Origin of the sequence: Micromonospora sp. NPDC049107 (genome assembly GCF_040648595.1) — a bacterium.
Lineage (GTDB): Bacteria > Actinomycetota > Actinomycetes > Mycobacteriales > Micromonosporaceae > Micromonospora.
Genome location: NZ_JBEZEC010000001.1, coordinates 166,482 through 181,829 on the forward strand (window position 1 = coordinate 166,482; position 15,348 = coordinate 181,829).

Below are 15,348 nucleotides of genomic sequence, written 5' to 3' on the forward strand. Positions count from 1 at the left end.
CACGGGTTGGCAGCGATCGTCGTACGCGAGAAGTCGGGCGGCCATGGGCCCACCACGCCGTCAGGGCGCGTGGGCGCGGGCACCATTGACCAGGCCAGCGGGGTGGGACCGACCGCGCGGGCGAGCAGCCCGGCGGTCGGCGGCCGGCTTCAGCCCGGGCGGGCGATCCCAGACGGAGTTCGGCTCTCGACGGAGAGCGGCACGAGGTGGCAGAGCGCGGCGATGCCGGGGTGTGACTGCCGGTGAGCCGGCCGGATCAGGCCCGGCGCGGGCGCCGAGCCCTCGTCGGTGCCGGCGGCGTCCTGGTCGACCGGGGTGACGGGCTGACCCGGAGGGTAGGCCGCGACGGCCGGCGGCGCCGGGCGCGCGGCGAGGTGGCCCGGTGGGGCCATGGCAGGTGGGTACGCGGCCACGGGTGTCGGCGGCGGTGCGACCGGTGCTGGCGTCGCCGCGGCGTGTATCGGCGGCAGCGCCGGAACCGGCGGCGGGGTTGGCGGGGCCGGTGCGGGCGCCGCGCCGGGCGAGGCGGCGGGCGACGCGGCGGTCGGTTCGAGCGCCGGGGGAGCGACCGGTGAACGCGGCGCGGGTACGACCACCGCGCCGAGAGCGGGCGGCAGGACGGCATCGACGACGCGCAGCAGCGCCGGGACGACGGGCGCGATCGGCAGGGCGCGCACGACGTCGACGGCGGGCCGCAGGACCGGGGTGAGCAGGCCCGCCACGGCGGGCGAGACGAGCGCTTCGGGCAGCTCTCGGTGATCGGGCGCGGCGGTCGCCGGCTGCCGTGCGAAATCTGCCGCCGATCGAGGTGGGCGGGCGCGGTGGGCGGAACGATGAGTCGCGCGGGCCGCGGTCGAGGATCGCAGCCGTTCGTACCGTGTGGCGTCGGACCGGACGGAGGTGGCCGTCCGGGACGGCGGCACGGAGGTCCGCGCGGCCGCCGTCGGGCGGCGGGACGCGGTCGGGGACGGCACGTCGCGTGCGCCGACGACACCGGCTATCGCGCCGGTCAGCGGAGCGTGGCGCCCGCCACGGCGGGGGTCCTCGGCGCGTACGCCGCCGCGGGGGTCGGGGTCGGAGCGTTCGGTGATGGTGACCTGCCGGACCGGCTCCACCAGAGCGCCGAGCTGCCGATGAAGCGCGCCGCCGGAACCGCCGCGCGTGTCGTCGGCGCTGGCCGGCCCCTGGAACAGGAGGGCCAGGACGAAGCCGCCCCCGACGGCCACCGCCAACAGCGCCAGACGCCGGACGAGCCCGCGCGGTCGGTCGGCCACGACGGGCGCGGGTCGACCGGGCGCGGACGTCGGCGCGGTTCCGTTGACGGGACTTCGCACGCGGGCACTACCCCCTTGCCTCGAGACTGACCCATAGTAGCGATGCGCTTACGTATTCGCATCAGTCAATGGATGTCGGGCGCGCCCCCCGGCGGGTGCGATGGACGCCGGGCGACGCTGGGTGTCGGGCCGGTCTCCACCGGGGTGGCGCGGGCGCAGCCGGTCGTCGACGGTAGTGTCCCCAGCGTGGTGCGGCGGTGGGCCCTGACGGTGTTGACGGCGACCTTCGGCGTGCTGGTCCTGGCTTCGCAACTGGCCGCCGGGTCGCCAGTGGTCGGCGGTGTCGAGTTTCTGATCTTTCTGGTGGTGGCGTTCGGGGTGTCGCCGTGGGCCTTCCCCCGCTCGATGGGGGCCGCCGAAGCGCAGCGGGCCAGCGCGGCGGACGGGCTGCCGATCGTGTACTGGCGCCCCGCCTGCCGTTACTGCCTCCAGCTCCGCTTCTCACTTGGCCGGCTCGCTCGGCAGGCACACTGGGTCGACATATGGCACGACCCGGCGGGTGCCGCGGCCGTTCGGGCGATCACCGGCGGCAACGAGACGGTGCCCACGGTCGTGTTCGACGCTCAGGCCGTGGTGAACCCCGACCGCGGCTGGCTCCGCGAGCGGCTCCGCCGGCTCTGACCCGCCCGCCGCCGGTCGGGGGCGGACTGCTCGCACCGCCGCGACCGACGTCCGTCCGCTGCGTCGCGCTCGCCGGGTGAGCCCCGGAGATACTGACGGTCAGGTACGCGTGACATTCGGCGTAGCCTCGGTCCATGCGCCTGCTCGACGGTCTCGACCGCTCCAGCCCGACCGTCGATGATCTGATCCGCCTCGGGCCGGTGACGATGTCCGCCGAGCGCCTGCGGGGATGCGCCGCCGCGGTGGCAGACGACCTGCGCGGCGAACCGGTCGTCGCCGTGCACGCCAGCGCGACCACCGAGACCGTGGTGGGGATGGTGGGCGCGCTGCTCGGTGGAGCCGCCGTCGTCCCGGTGCCGCCCGACTCCGGTCCTCGGGAGAGGGCGCACATCCTGCGCGATTCCGGCGCGACACTGCTGCTCGGCGGCACCGGGGACGAACCTGCGCGGATCGGTGTCCGTCGGGTCGACCTGGGCCGTACCTCGGACACCCGGCACCCGACGCCGGCCCCCGAACGCACTGCTCTGATCATGTACACGAGCGGCACCACGGGAGCGCCCAAGGGGGCGGTCCTGTCGCACCGTGCCGTCGAGGCCGGCATCGACGCGCTCGCCGACGCCTGGGCCTGGACCCCTGACGACCTCCTGGTGCACGGTCTGCCCCTGTTCCACGTCCACGGTCTCGTCCTTGGCGTGCTCGGCGCGCTGCGGGTGGGCTGCCGGCTGCACCACACCGGACGGCCGACGCCCGAGGCGTACGCCGAGGCGGGCGGCACCCTCTACTTCGGAGTGCCGACGGTGTGGTCGCGGATCTGCGCCCAGCCGACGGCCGCCGCGCGCCTCAGTTCGGCGCGGCTGCTGGTCTCCGGCAGCGCTGCCCTGCCCGCGCCGTCGTTCGAGCGGATGCGCCAGCTCACCGGTCACCAGCCGGTCGAGCGTTACGGCATGACCGAAACGTTGATCACGTTGAGCAATCGCGCCGACGACCCGCACCGTCGGCCCGGCATGGTCGGCACTCCCGTGCCGGGCGCGGAGACGCGGGTGCTCGACGAGGACGGGCGGCCGGTACCCGCCGACGGGACGGCCATCGGGGAGCTGTGGGTTCGCGGACCGATGCTCTTCGACGGTTACCTGGGCAAGCCCGACGTGACCGCCCGGCTGCTCGACGGGGACGGGTGGTTCCGCACCGGGGACATCGCGAGCGTGTCGCCCGATGGTGTGCATCGACTGGTCGGTCGTCGGTCGACCGACCTGATCAAGAGCGGTGGTTACCGGATCGGCGCTGGTGAGGTTGAGGATGCGCTGTTGGCCCACCCGGGTGTTCGCGAGGCCGCGGTCGTCGGCACGCCGAACGACGACCTCGGCCAGGAGGTCACCGCCTTCGTCGTCGCGGACCAGGTGAGCGCGGCCGAGCTCGTCGACTTCGTGGCGCGGACGCTGTCCGTCCACAAACGGCCGCGCCAGATCAGGTTTCTCGACACGCTGCCCCGAAATGCGATGGGCAAGGTGCAGAAGCACCTGCTCGCCGAGTGACGACCAGTCCCAGCCGGTCCCGGCCGTTCACCGCGATCGCGGCGCGGCGGCGTCGGTGCGGGGTTCGTCGCCCGAAGCGCCCTGGGTCACCTCCGCGCGTAGCGCGTCGAAGGCCTCGTTGATGAGGTGGCGCAGGTCGTCGGCGCCGTTGCTCTCCGCCCAGTAACGGATGGCCTCCGTGGTGGCCGCCAGCGCGGCCGCGACCAGAACCCGCAGGCGCAGCCTGTCCCGGGATCCGCTGGCGGTCGGCGCCAGCGCCTTGATGAGCAGTTGCTGGTCGGCGTCGCGTCGCTGTCCGGTGCCGGCCCGCAGCGCCGGCGTCTGGTGGACCAGTCGCATCCGGGACAGCAGCACCTCGCGTTCGCTGTCGTACAGCTGGTTGAGCCCGTGCGTGAGAGCGTGCCGGATCTTGTCGATGGCGGGCTCGTCGGCCGGACGCTCGGCGATCAGGTCGGCGATCATCGGGTCGTAGCCGTCCTCGAGTGCCGCGTCCTCCTTGGTGGGAAAGTAGCGGAAGAACGTCATGTGCGAGACGCCGCTGGCGGCGGCGATCTCCTCGACAGTGGTGGCGTCGAAACCCTTCTCCAGGAACAGCCGCATGGCATTCTGCTGAAGCTGCCGGCGCGTGCGTTCTCTCTTCTCGCGGCGCCAGTCGGATCCCGGTGCCCGGGAAGCATCGGCACTGCTCACAGGGGCCTCATTCTGCGGATTCGTCTGAATACCGTGGCAGCCTAACCGCCGCTCCGCGCGATGCCGCTCACCCGGCACCCGGCCCGTGCGGTGTCACCGATGCGAACGATTCGCGTTTCGGCAGGAGGGCCAGGCAGAGCGCGGCGCCGACCACGGCGAGTCCGAAGCAGCACCACATGACCGCCGACATTCCATCGACGTACGCCAGTTGGGCGGAGCGCAACAGCGCGGAACCGGTTGGTCCGAGCTTCTCGGCGACGGCGGCCGCGCCGAACACCGACTCCCTGGCCGCGTCGGCCGCTGTGGACGGGCGACCGCCGAGCGCCGGATCAAGGTCCCGCTGGTAGACGCCGGAGAGCACGCTGCCCATCGCGGCCACCGCCACGGCGCTACCGACCTGCCGCAACGTGTTGACCACCGCCGAGCCGCTGCCGGCGTCGTCGTCACCAACCGAACCGACCGCCGCCTCCAGGGAGGTGGCCATCACGGCGCCGACGCCGAACCCGCAGCCGGCGAGGCCGATGCCAGCGACCCGTACCCGCTGGCATCGGCTACGACCCCTTAAAGTTAGCGAATAACATGTTAGAGGATAACCTTTCGGCGTGGCCGAGGCAAGGGGCCGTCATGCGCACTCCTGCGTCGAACGTAGGACTTCTTCGTATAAGTCCGGTTGATGTGAGTTCGACTCGGCTACGTTCCCCGTGGGAGCGACAACCGATTTGTCGCTGTCTGCGCCGACTGTGGCGTGCAGAGACACGGTGTACGGAGAAGGGCCAGATATGTCCAACCATCGACACCCGAACGTCAGCGATGCGGCGGCAGACCAGCCACGTCCGGCCAAGAGGCGCCGGGCCCGCTGGCTCGTCGCCGGGGTGGCCGGACTGACCGGGGTCGCCGGTCTGGCGGCCGTCGGCGTGCCCGGAGGCCTGACCGGAGCGCTCGGAGCGGGCGGAGGACTGCTCGGGAAACAGGTCCTCGCCGGCAGCAGCCGGGCGGCGGACGACGACAGCGGCAAGCACGATCCGGGCGGTCGCGACAAGGAGCACGGGGGCGACAAGGAGCGCGGGGACGACGACTGGAGCGGTGGCGGCCGGGACGCCTGGGACGTGCCGTGCGGCGCCAACGAGCTGATCGCGGCGATCGTCCGCGCGAACGCCGGCAACGGGGCGAAGCTCCGGCTCGCCAAGGGGTGCACCTACACCCTCAACGCGTCCGCGCCCCAGCCGCCCGTGCCGTTCGGCCCCGTCGGACTTCCCATCGTCACCCAGCCGATCACGATCGACGGCAACGGTTCCACGATCGTCCGGGCGGCCGCCGCGACGCCGTTCCGGATCCTCGAGGTGGGGGCCGGCGGTGACCTGAAACTGCGCGACGCCACCATCAAGGGCGGCGACGACACCAGCGGGATCGGCGGTGGCGGTGGTGGCATCCGCGTCGACGTCGGCGGTCGGGCCACCCTGGAGAACATCGACGTCGTCTTCAACCACTCCAACGGCACCGGCGGTGGGATCGCCAACTTCGGCGACACCAGGATCCTCGGCCGCGGCGACCACGGTGGCAATGACAAGGACGGCAAGGACGGCAAGGACGGCAAGGACGGCAAGGACCGGGAGCGGTACGGCGACGACGAGAGCCGGATCAGCGACAACGGCGCGTTGTTCGACGGCGGTGGCGTCTACAACAACGGCAACCTCACGGTGCGGAACACCAGGCTCAGCGACAACAGCACGATCGGGACCGTCGTCATCCTGCCCATCGGCGGCGCGGGTGGCGGCCTGTCGAACTCCAGCGTCGCCGTGCTCGACGACGTCCGCGTGCACCACAACAGCGCCGGCTTCCGCGGCGGTGGCATCCGCACCGGGATCAACGGCACCACCACGGCCAGGAATATCGAGGTCACCGAGAACACGGCCGGTAGCGAGGGCGGCGGCATCTTCACCGACGGCACCTTCCAGCTCCAGCACGGCAAGATCGTTCGTAATGACGCCGGCCAACGCGGCGGCGGTGTGTTCAACCAGATCGGCCAGTTCGTGGCCGAGGACAGCCAGATCAGTGAGAACGCCGCCAGCACGAGAAGCACCATCGAGAACGGCGGCGGCGTCTACAACGGCAGCGGCGTGGTCGTGCTGCGTCGCACCGTCGTGGCCCGCAACAAGGCCTTCGGCACGAACTCGCGCGGCGGCGGAATCTACAACAACGCCACCCTCACCCTCACCCAGACCAAGGTGACGGAGAACGTCTCCGTCGTGGCGCCGGGCGGGGTGTTCAACGACGGTGGTCAGGTCACCGTGGACGACAAGTCGGCCATCAGCGGCAACCGACCCACCAACTGCACGCCCAGCGCACCACCCGTACCCAACTGCTTCGGCTGACCACCGCGGCACCTGGTCCCGCCCACGGTCCGATCACCAGATCGAACCGTGGGCGGGACTTGCCGCGTGCGGTCAGAGCCGGGAGGTGAAGGTGGCCAGGAAGCGGTGCGGGGTGACGACGCCGGCGTTGTCGAAGCAGATCACGTCGACGTCGGCGTTGGTGGTGTACGTCCACGGTTGGGTCAGGTGGCAGTAGTTGTTGCCGGCGCCCTGCGCCACCACCTGCGCGTGCGTCTCCTTGAGACCGATCTGCGGAAACGTCGCGAGGTAGCGGCCGGCGGGCGCGATCGCCGCGACGGTGTTCGCACCGACGCCGAGCACCGAGTTGTCGTTGGTGGGCCCGCCCACGGCGGTACCCAGGTAACCGAAGTACGACGGCGGGCCGAGGGAGCCGATCACCGGCCGGCGACGGTGGTACGAGAGGACGAAGTCGGTGTTGACGGCGGCCCCGGCCTGGTCGTAACAGAACACGTAGACCTGCACCCCGGTCCCGACCGCGCTCCAGGAGTTGACCTTGCAGCGGCGGGGTCCGGCGTTCGGCTGTACGGCGGTGACCTGCACGTCACCGGCGAGCACGCCGGCCAGTCCGACAGCGGGCAGCCGTACCAGGTACTGCCCGACGCCCACCGGCCCGGCGGTGTTCACCGCGCCCGTCGAGTTGTACGACTGCGCCAGCACGCCGCTGGTCCACTGCACGTACGCGTGGGAGGTGCCGGCCGCCACGACGCCCGAGCTGGTCGTCCAGAGCACGGTGAACGGGGTGTCCTCGCGGGTGCCGCCGGGCCGGTGGCACTGCACGTCGACGATCTCGTCGGTGCCGGACTGGAACCAGCGGACCACCTCGCAGTAGTGCCCGGTCCGGTTCACCGGCGTCACGTGGGGCACGCCCCGCGCGCCGGCGCCCACCTGCGGGAAGCGCACCTGGAAGCGACCGGGCGCGAGCTTGACGCCGTCGGCCCAGGCGGCCGGGAACGCCGTCTTCCAGCTACCCCACTGCCGGCTGGTGTCCAGCACGGTCCAGACCGCCACGGTGGGGTCCTTGACGTACGCGAAGCCCCAGCGGTCGGCGGTGGCGGCGGCGGCCGGCGCCGGTGGTGCGAGCGCGCTGGCGGCCAGGACGGCGGCCAGCGCGGCGGTGACGAACGTTCGGAGACGCATGGTTCCTCCACTCGACAGGGACGTGTCGGGGAGGAGTGTGCTTTGCGTGATGACCTGGTCACAGTCGGCTACCGCACGCTTTGGTGTCGGGTGTCGGCCAACGAGAGGCGGCCCCACGCCTGCGCGTGGGGCCGCCTCTCGGGTTGCGTGTGGGGTCAGCCGCCGGCGAAGGTCACCTCGGTGCCGCACTTGGCCTTCTGGTTCAGGCAGGACTTCACCAGGGGTCCGATGTGGGCCGGGTCCCAGGCGTTCATGAAGTCGCCGTGCATGGAGGACGGCTTGCCGGAGGAGAGGCTCAGGCCGTTGCCACCCAGCGACTGGTAGTTGACCATGAAGGACAGGTTCGGCACCGCCACCGGGTACTTGCCGGTGCAGACGCCGTTGACCGGGTCGCCCATGTGCGACTTGTGGTCGGGTGAGTCGATGTTCTTGCCGTCCCAGCAGTCCTTGAAGACGAGCTGGAAGATGAGGTTGCCGCCGGAGGCGCAGACCGGCCAGTTGCCGTCGGCGCTGCGGCCGGTCTCGGCGCTGCCGGCGCACCAGAACTGGTTGCTACCGGCGTTCTTCGGCGTGTCGACCTGCTTCTTGGCGTCGCCCTCGACCATCCGCAGGCCCGGCGGGAAGGGCTTGACGGTCGACGGGTCCTTCACCCGTGAGCCGTAGTAGACCCGGAAACTCTTCATCGGTACGGGCTTGCCGTCCTTGCGCAGCTCCGGGGTCCAGTAGGCGCTCAGGTCACCGGGGGCGTTGCAGGTGGTCGTCGAGGAGAGCAGCTTGTCGGTCGTGGTGAACGCGTCGATCTTCGGGCCGAAGAAGGTGTGCATGTGCGACGCGCCCGGCAGGCCGGGGACGACGATCGGGTCATCCGGCGCCGAGTTGGCCAGCTCGCAGTCCGTGTGGAACTCGGGAACGCGGGTCGTTCCCGGCGTCACCGGCTTCGGCGTGATCGCGTTGAAGGCAGCCAGTTCCCGGTCCCACCTGGCCTGGTCGACCGGTACCCAGCCAGCCGCGGGCGCGGTGCCCGGCGTGGTGGGCGTGGCGCCCGGGGTGGTCGGGGTGGTGCCCGGGGTGGTCGGCGTCGCCGGGCTGGCGCTCGGCGTGGTCGACGCGCTCGGCGTCGTACCCGTCGCGGAGCCGAACGTGAACCAGTTCAGGTTCACGAAGTCCGACCGGGAGCTGCTCTTCATGACGGCGAAGACGGTCTGCGGGCCGGACGGCACGCTGGCCGCCGTGGCGGTCACCGTCGTCCACTTCTGCCAGCCGCCGGTGTGGGCGATCGGGAAGCTGGCCAGCAGGGCGCCGGTCTGCGTACCGAGGCGCAGCTCGACGGCGCCGCCGTCGGTGTTGTTCGCCGCCACCCGGGCCTTCAGCTCGGCGCCGGTGATCGAGACGCCGTCGTACCGCAGCCAGTCTCCGTTGCCGAGCCAGCCGACGTTCCGGCCGCCGTCGGCGTCGCCGGTGCTCTCGGTCTGCGCGCCGGACTGGGCCGCGAAGGCCTCAGCCTGGATCCGGCCCGACACGGCGACCTCTTCGGCCTGGGCGCCGGCGATGTAGATGCCACTGCCCACCAGGGCGGCGGCGACCCCCGAGGCGAGCGTGATGCGAGCGATGCGGCGGCGCTTGCGCGCCCGGTCCGGCGGTGCGACGTGCGCGGGGGGAGGAGTCCGCATTACCAGTGATTTCCTTCGAGTCGACGATAACGCTCTGTCGGATGAAGTATGTGCACGTCGGAGGCGCGCGGCAATCTGCGGAAAAAGAATTAAGGAGGGCCGTGGAGAACTGTCCTGGTGGCCGTCGAGCCGGCTCCGGATAACAATTTTTTGCCCTCGTACCCTTAAGTTTCTATTAATCCTGATGGCATGTCTTCCCGGACCGGCTTCTCCGGCTCGCGCGTCAGCCGGGGCCGCGCACCGTCCCGACTGAACCCGACCCGACGGCCCGGAGAACGGCTCGGCGTACACCGGCGGCGAGGCCGCCAAAATATCGTGGGTGGGGCTGTCGATCGGGACCGGCTCTGTTCGTAGCCATGGTGAGAGCCCGGCATCGAGACGGGCACCCACCCGCTGGAGGGCATGATGACCACCACCGCGAACACCACCCGCGCCGCCACGTCGACGCGCGGCGCGCTGATCTGGGCCGGTGCCGTCGCCACGGTCGCCGCGAGCGCGGCCACCATGGTCGTCGCCGCCGCCGGCCGCGCGGCGGGAGTCAGCCTCGACGTGAGCGGCGCTCCGATCCCGGTCGCCGGGTTCGGGATGCTGACGGCCGTCTTCTCCCTGGTCGGCGTGGTCCTGGCCGTGCTGCTGTCCCGGTTCGCGCGACGCCCGCGGCACGTGTTCGTCCGTACGACGGTGGCGCTGACGGTCCTGTCCCTGGTGCCGGACGTGATCGCCGACGCCGACACGACCACCAAGGCGCTGCTGATGCTCACCCACCTGGTCGCTGCCGCGATCGTGATCCCCGTCGTCGCGCGCCGCCTGGCCGCCTGAGCCGTCACCACCCCATCCCGCTGTCGAGCTACCGGAAGGATCGTCATGAAGCAGTATCTGCTGTCCGTGCACGCCGTCGAGGGCGCGCCCGCCATGTCCGACGAGGAGACCGAGGTCATGTTCGCCGAGACCGGCCGCATCAACGACGAGATGCGGGCGGCGGGCGTCTGGGTCTTCGGCGGCGGGCTCGTGTCTCCGGAGAGTGCCACCGTCGTGCGGACCGAGAACGGGTCCAGCACCATGAGCGACGGACCCTTCGCCGAAACGAAGGAGCACCTCGTCGGCTTCTGGGTCCTCAAGTGCGCCGACCTGGACCAGGCGCTCGCCTGGGCCGAGAAGTGCGCGGCGGCCTGCGGACCGATCGAGGTACGCCCCTTCGACGACCTGTCCCAGGCCTGACCCGGAGCCGGCCGGCCGACATGGATCTGGCGAGCATCTACCGCGCGGAGTACGGCCGCTGCGTCGCCACCCTGGCCCGTCTCCTCGGCGACATCAACCTCGCCGAGGAGGCGGTCCAGGACGCCTTCGCCACGGCGCTCGAGAAGTGGCGGACGCCGCCACCCAACCCGGGTGGCTGGATCGTGACGACCGCCCGCAACCGGGCGATCGACCGGCTCCGCCGCGAGTCGACCCGCGAGGCCCGGCACGCCCAGGCCCTGCTGCTCCAGCACCAGGACGCGCCCCAGGAGGTGGGACCCGTGCGGGACGACCAGTTACGACTCATCTTCACCTGCTGCCACCCGGCGCTCGCCCTCCAGGCGCGCACAGCCCTCACGCTGCGCCTGCTCGGTGGCCTCGAGGTCCCCGAGATCGCCCGGGCCTACCTGGTCCGGGAGACGACCATCGCCCAGCGGATCGTGCGCGCGAAGAAGAAGATCCGGGAAGCCGCCATTCCCTACCGGGTACCCGCCGACCACGAGCTGCCGGACCGGCTGCCGCCCGTGCTCACCGTGCTCTACCTGATGTTCAACGAGGGCTACACGTCCACCGCCGGACCGTTGATCAGGACCGACCTGTGCGCCGAGGCGATCCGGCTCGCCCGCGAGCTGGCCGCGCTGATGCCCGACGAGCCCGAGGTGCTCGGCCTGCTCGCCCTGCTGCTGCTGATCGAGGCACGTCGCCCGGCCCGGCTCGGCCCGAACGGTGAGCTGGTTCTCCTGGGCGAGCAGGACCGGTCACTGTGGAACGACACGTTGATCGCCGAGGGACACGACCTGGTCCGGCGGTGTCTGCGACGCAACCGGCCCGGCCCGTACCAGATCCAGGCCGCGATCAACGCGGTGCACACCGACGGCGTGGCCACCGACTGGCGGCAGGTCCTGGCGCTGTACGACCAGCTTCTCGTACTCACGCCGAACCCCGTCGTGGCCCTCAACAGGGCGGTCGCGGTGGCCGAGGCGCACGGTCCCGACGCGGCTCTCGCCGCGCTGGAGACGGTCGAGCTTCCCGGGTACCACAGGCTGCCCGCCACCCGGGCCGAGCTGCTGGCTCGGCTCGGACGCGACACGCAGGCCCGCGCCGCCTACGACGAGGCCATCGCGCTGACCGGCAACGATACTGAGCGCGCCTTCCTGAAGGCGCGGCGTAGCGAACTCACCCACAGGAGGAGACCGGCGTGAGCGCCACCTACACCTTCGACGTCTTCACCAGCCTCGACGGCTTCGGAAGCACCACCGGCAACTGGGGAGGCTACTGGGGCAAGCAGGGTCCCGAGCTGCTGGAACGTCGCCTTGCCACGTACACGGATGACCACCGCATGGTCTTCGGCGCCCGCACGTTCGCGCTGTTCCGACAGATGCTGGCCGACAGCGTCGAGGAGTCCGGCGTCCGCGACGCCTGGGTCACCCGCATGATCAGCCTTCCGGCCATCGTCGTGTCGAACACCATCGAGGAACCGCTCGACTGGCCGGACGCCACCCTGGTACGCGGTGACGCCGTCGACGTCGTCGCCCGGCTCAAGGAGGAGTCCGAGGTGCCGCTGCGGTCGCACGGCAGCCTCTCGATGAACCGGGCACTGCTGGCCGCCGGCCTGGTCGACTTCATCCAGGTGACGCTCTTCCCGGTGGTCACCGGTCAGACCGGGACCGAACCGATCTTCCACGGTGCGGCCGACTTCGACCTGGAGCTGGTCGAGGGTCGCACGCTCGACGGCCGGACTCAGGAACTCGTCTACCGACCCACCCCGCACACCTGAACCCTCCCCGTCGGTCGTTCGGTAGCCTCTGACACGCTCTGACAACGTCTGACAAAGTCGTCTGACATGGGGGACTGATGAAGGACCAGCGTGCCGGGGAGTCTGGTCAGGACGGACGGCCCGCCCAGAGGTTCGCCGAGCAGTTACGGGCGCTGCGCGGCGCCGCGGGAGACCCCTCGTTCCGCAAGATGGCGGGGCGATCAGGACGGATCTCGCACACGACCCTGCACGAGGCCGCCGCCGGCACCCGGTTTCCCTCGTGGGAGACCACGCGGGAGTTCGTCCGAGCCTGCGAGGCGGACGAGGCCCTGTGGCGGCGTCGATGGGAGGAGGCGCAGCGCCCGGTGACGGCCGCCCGGTCCAGCGGGGACGGTGACCCCGCGCCGGTCGTCGCCGCGTCCGCGCCGGCGGAACAGGGCGTGGTGCAGGTCGTGGAGCATCCGGGGGCCGAGGATCGCGTCGTGACGACGCGGCGACGCCGTCTGCCGTGGCTGAACATCGCGGCGGTGGTGCTGGTGGTGGCGGTGGCCGGTGTCCTGGGCGCGACCGTTCGTGGCCGGTCGGGCGCCGACGGCTCCAGCGCACCGACGGCGTCACCGTCACCGTCCGCGTCACCGAACGCGACGGCGTTCTCGGACTCCCTGACCCCCGGAGACTCGAGCAGGTTCGTCGCCGACGTCACCATCCCCGACGGCACCCAGGTGAAGGTGAACGCCCAGTTCGACAAGGTGTGGTCTCTCGCGAACGTGGGAAAGGTCGACTGGCACAACCGGTACCTGGCGCGGATGGACCCCGCCGCAGACGGTGCCGGCTGCCGGACACCGGATCGGGTGCCGATCGGCGACACGCCGCCCGGCGAACAGGTGATGATCCGTGTTCGGGTCACCGCGCCGAGCCGCCCGGGCAGGTGCTGGGTCAGTTGGAAGATGGTCGACGAGGCCGGCCGGGAGTACTTCCCGACCCGGCGGCCGGTGTACTTCATGGTCACCGTGACCGCCTGAGGTCCGGCCGCGATGTCAGGCACGGGCTCCAAGCCAAGCTGACAACACCGCATTCATCGAGGTCGGTGACGGTCTGACGGATCTGACAGGCCGCCGGGGGTACCGAACAGCAGGGCGCTTCTCGCAGGGTGATGTCGAACCGAGAACGACTCACCGGCTACGAGGAGGACCCATCTTGCGACGTCCCTGGTTGACCGTCGGACTCGCCGCGCTCTGCGTGGCCGTCGGCGTCCCGGCCCACGCGGCGGCATCCGGCGCCACACCGCAGCGGACCGCCACCGCGGCCGCGCGGCCGATCGTGGACATGGAGGCCACCGTCCTGGCCGCCCAGATCGACCCCCGTCGGGCGGACAACACACTGACCCCCGGTGCGAAGAGCTCGGTGCTCGCCGTGGAGCAGGCGTTGCAGGCGCGGGGCCTGCTGAACGCGCAGTGGGTCGACGGCTACTTCGGCACGGTCACCGTCTCGGCGTACGCGGCGTACCAACGCTCGCTCGGCTACACCGGGCTCGCCGCGAACGGGCTGCCCGGCACGACGTCGCTGACGAAGCTCGGGCTGGACCGCTACACGGTCGCCAACACGATCGGTCCGGGCGCGAAGGTCCCGCGCGACGGGTACGTCGTCAACGCCCGGACCCAGGCGATGCTGGCCGAGGCGCAGCGTCTGCTGGGCCAGACCCTGGTGCTCGAGCAGGGCTCGTACAACCCCGGGGGTGACCCGACCTCGGCCGGCACGCATGACGGCGGGGGTGTGGTCGACATCGCGGTCACCGGCATGACCGCGACCCGGCGCACCGCCGTCGCCCGTGCCCTGCGCCAGGTGGGCTTCGCCGCCTGGGTCCGCAACCCGAACCAGGGCGACTGGCCGTGGCACATCCACGCCGTGGCGATCAGCGACACGGACCTGTCCAGCCAGGCGCAGCACCAGGTCGGCGACTACTACCTCGGTATGAACGGTCTGGCCAACCAGGGCCCGGACGACGGACCCCAGATCCCGATCAAGACCTGGGAGCAGTACCAGCGCGGGCAGTGACCCGCACCCCCTCACCACCCTCGAAAGGACACCCATGAACATCCGGAAGAGCCTGGCCGCCGTCGGCGTCGCGCTGGCCGCGACCACCTCGATCCTCAGCGTCGCATCGCCCGCCTCGGCGGCGGCCCGGGACGGGATCTGCGACAGCGGCGAGTTCTGCTACTACTACAACAGCGACAACGCGGGATCGATCTCTGACTTCACCGGATCGCTCGACGACTACGGCACCGAGCAGCCCTCCTGCTACGACTTCAAGGGCGCTGGCGCCGGCAAGGGCCTGTGCATCAAGAACGAGGCCGCCTCGGTCTGGAACCGCAGCACCAAGACGGTCCGCGTCTACTACAACAGCGGCTACGCCGGTTCCTACCAGGACTTCGCGGCCGGTGCGAAGACCAACCTCAACGCCACGCTGAAGAACAACAACGCCTCGCACCAGTTCTCGCCGTCGACGCGCACGAACCTGTCGTACGCCCTATACCAGGCCAGTGGCGGCAGTGTCACGTGCGGCTTCGACGGTTACACCACCACGCCCGGCCGGCACGAGGGCATCGACATCGCCCGCAGCGTCGGTTCGGACGTGCGCGCCCTGGTCTCCGGAACGGTCACCTACGTCGCGCAGGGCAGCACCGGCAGCGGTGGCCTGTCCACGATCTCGGTCTACAACTCCTCGTCCAACAAGACCGTGATCTACCTGCACACCGCGCCGAGGTCCGGGGTGAGCGTGGGTGACGCCATCAGCAAGGGCCAGGTCATCGCCGACGAGTCATGGCACGGGGTGTCCTCCAGCTCGGGCGCGCACACCCACGTCGAGGTCCGGGCCGGTCGGCAGACCCACGCGGCCGTCAGCGTCGGCGACCCCACCCTGGACAACGCCGACCCGACCGCGTTCTGGAACTCCCAGGGCTACAACGAGAAGTAGGACGT

15 protein-coding genes are annotated in these 15,348 nt (G+C 71.1%); 10 read left to right on the top strand and 5 right to left on the bottom strand.

The features are described 5' to 3' along the window. Nucleotides 1-149: 149 nt before the first annotated feature. Nucleotides 150-1,334, bottom strand: a complete 1,185-nt coding sequence (locus AB0B55_RS00660; RefSeq protein ID WP_357125414.1) for a hypothetical protein — start codon at nt 1,332-1,334, stop codon at nt 150-152. Nucleotides 1,335-1,406: 72 nt separating this feature from the next. Between AB0B55_RS00660 and AB0B55_RS00665 the strand changes: the two genes are divergently transcribed. Further along, nucleotides 1,407-1,955: a glutaredoxin domain-containing protein gene (locus AB0B55_RS00665; protein WP_357169130.1), complete on the top strand. Its 549-nt coding sequence runs from the start codon at nt 1,407-1,409 to the stop codon at nt 1,953-1,955. A gap of 134 nt (nt 1,956-2,089) precedes the next feature. Beyond that, entirely contained in the window at nt 2,090-3,487 is a 1,398-nt protein-coding gene (locus AB0B55_RS00670; protein ID WP_357169133.1) for an acyl-CoA synthetase, read from the top strand. A 27-nt stretch (nt 3,488-3,514) separates the two neighbouring features. Here the strand turns inward: AB0B55_RS00670 and AB0B55_RS00675 are convergent, their stop codons facing one another. Continuing rightward, nucleotides 3,515-4,087: a TetR family transcriptional regulator gene (locus tag AB0B55_RS00675; protein ID WP_357169136.1), complete on the bottom strand. Its 573-nt coding sequence runs from the start codon at nt 4,085-4,087 to the stop codon at nt 3,515-3,517. Nucleotides 4,088-4,244: 157 nt separating this feature from the next. Then, nucleotides 4,245-4,661 carry a hypothetical protein gene (locus AB0B55_RS00680; RefSeq protein WP_357169139.1) on the bottom strand — a complete coding sequence of 139 codons (417 nt, stop codon included), beginning with the start codon at nt 4,659-4,661 and terminating at the stop codon, nt 4,245-4,247. 295 nt (nt 4,662-4,956) lie between these two features. On the opposite strand from AB0B55_RS00680, the gene AB0B55_RS00685 reads away from it, so the two are divergent. Beyond that, a complete protein-coding gene (locus AB0B55_RS00685) occupies nt 4,957-6,549 on the top strand; it encodes a hypothetical protein (RefSeq protein ID WP_357169142.1) in 1,593 nt (530 codons plus the stop codon). Nucleotides 6,550-6,621: 72 nt separating this feature from the next. On the opposite strand, the gene AB0B55_RS00690 is transcribed toward AB0B55_RS00685, so the two are convergent. Beyond that, nucleotides 6,622-7,707: a hypothetical protein gene (locus tag AB0B55_RS00690; RefSeq protein ID WP_357125431.1), complete on the bottom strand. Its 1,086-nt coding sequence runs from the start codon at nt 7,705-7,707 to the stop codon at nt 6,622-6,624. A gap of 155 nt (nt 7,708-7,862) precedes the next feature. Beyond that, nucleotides 7,863-9,377, bottom strand: a complete 1,515-nt coding sequence (locus AB0B55_RS00695) for a DUF1996 domain-containing protein (RefSeq protein ID WP_357169145.1) — start codon at nt 9,375-9,377, stop codon at nt 7,863-7,865. Between the two features lie 405 nt (nt 9,378-9,782). Between AB0B55_RS00695 and AB0B55_RS00700 the strand changes: the two genes are divergently transcribed. The 7 genes from AB0B55_RS00700 (at nt 9,783) to AB0B55_RS00730 (ending at nt 15,343) form a co-directional block, all read left to right on the top strand. Next, nucleotides 9,783-10,196 carry a DUF6069 family protein gene (locus tag AB0B55_RS00700; RefSeq protein ID WP_357125437.1) on the top strand — a complete coding sequence of 138 codons (414 nt, stop codon included), beginning with the start codon at nt 9,783-9,785 and terminating at the stop codon, nt 10,194-10,196. A 45-nt stretch (nt 10,197-10,241) separates the two neighbouring features. Continuing rightward, complete coding sequence (locus AB0B55_RS00705) at nt 10,242-10,595, top strand: YciI family protein (protein WP_357169148.1); 354 nt, start codon at nt 10,242-10,244, stop codon at nt 10,593-10,595. 20 nt (nt 10,596-10,615) lie between these two features. Next, a complete protein-coding gene (locus tag AB0B55_RS00710) occupies nt 10,616-11,815 on the top strand; it encodes an RNA polymerase sigma factor (RefSeq protein ID WP_357125444.1) in 1,200 nt (399 codons plus the stop codon). After that, nucleotides 11,812-12,390: a dihydrofolate reductase family protein gene (locus AB0B55_RS00715; protein WP_357125447.1), complete on the top strand. Its 579-nt coding sequence runs from the start codon at nt 11,812-11,814 to the stop codon at nt 12,388-12,390. The genes AB0B55_RS00710 and AB0B55_RS00715 overlap by 4 nt, the downstream gene beginning before the upstream one ends. Before the next feature lie 77 nt (nt 12,391-12,467). Further along, nucleotides 12,468-13,391: an NBR1-Ig-like domain-containing protein gene (locus AB0B55_RS00720; protein ID WP_357169151.1), complete on the top strand. Its 924-nt coding sequence runs from the start codon at nt 12,468-12,470 to the stop codon at nt 13,389-13,391. A 175-nt stretch (nt 13,392-13,566) separates the two neighbouring features. After that, nucleotides 13,567-14,424, top strand: a complete 858-nt coding sequence (locus tag AB0B55_RS00725; protein WP_357125452.1) for a peptidoglycan-binding domain-containing protein — start codon at nt 13,567-13,569, stop codon at nt 14,422-14,424. Nucleotides 14,425-14,458: 34 nt separating this feature from the next. Continuing rightward, nucleotides 14,459-15,343 carry a peptidase inhibitor family I36 protein gene (locus AB0B55_RS00730; RefSeq protein WP_355048036.1) on the top strand — a complete coding sequence of 295 codons (885 nt, stop codon included), beginning with the start codon at nt 14,459-14,461 and terminating at the stop codon, nt 15,341-15,343. Nucleotides 15,344-15,348 lie beyond the last annotated feature (5 nt).

Coding starts and splice junctions, on each gene's coding strand:
- AB0B55_RS00665 (WP_357169130.1), top strand. CDS start 1,407: ATGTCGGGCGCGCCCCCCGGCGGGTGCGATGGACGCCGGGCGACGCTG.
- AB0B55_RS00670 (WP_357169133.1), top strand. CDS start 2,090: ATGCGCCTGCTCGACGGTCTCGACCGCTCCAGCCCGACCGTCGATGAT.
- AB0B55_RS00675 (WP_357169136.1), bottom strand. CDS start 4,087: ATGCGGCTGTTCCTGGAGAAGGGTTTCGACGCCACCACTGTCGAGGAG.
- AB0B55_RS00680 (WP_357169139.1), bottom strand. CDS start 4,661: ATGGCCACCTCCCTGGAGGCGGCGGTCGGTTCGGTTGGTGACGACGAC.
- AB0B55_RS00685 (WP_357169142.1), top strand. CDS start 4,957: ATGTCCAACCATCGACACCCGAACGTCAGCGATGCGGCGGCAGACCAG.
- AB0B55_RS00690 (WP_357125431.1), bottom strand. CDS start 7,707: ATGCGTCTCCGAACGTTCGTCACCGCCGCGCTGGCCGCCGTCCTGGCC.
- AB0B55_RS00695 (WP_357169145.1), bottom strand. CDS start 9,377: ATGCGGACTCCTCCCCCCGCGCACGTCGCACCGCCGGACCGGGCGCGC.
- AB0B55_RS00700 (WP_357125437.1), top strand. CDS start 9,783: ATGACCACCACCGCGAACACCACCCGCGCCGCCACGTCGACGCGCGGC.
- AB0B55_RS00705 (WP_357169148.1), top strand. CDS start 10,242: ATGAAGCAGTATCTGCTGTCCGTGCACGCCGTCGAGGGCGCGCCCGCC.
- AB0B55_RS00710 (WP_357125444.1), top strand. CDS start 10,616: ATGGATCTGGCGAGCATCTACCGCGCGGAGTACGGCCGCTGCGTCGCC.
- AB0B55_RS00720 (WP_357169151.1), top strand. CDS start 12,468: ATGAAGGACCAGCGTGCCGGGGAGTCTGGTCAGGACGGACGGCCCGCC.
- AB0B55_RS00730 (WP_355048036.1), top strand. CDS start 14,459: ATGAACATCCGGAAGAGCCTGGCCGCCGTCGGCGTCGCGCTGGCCGCG.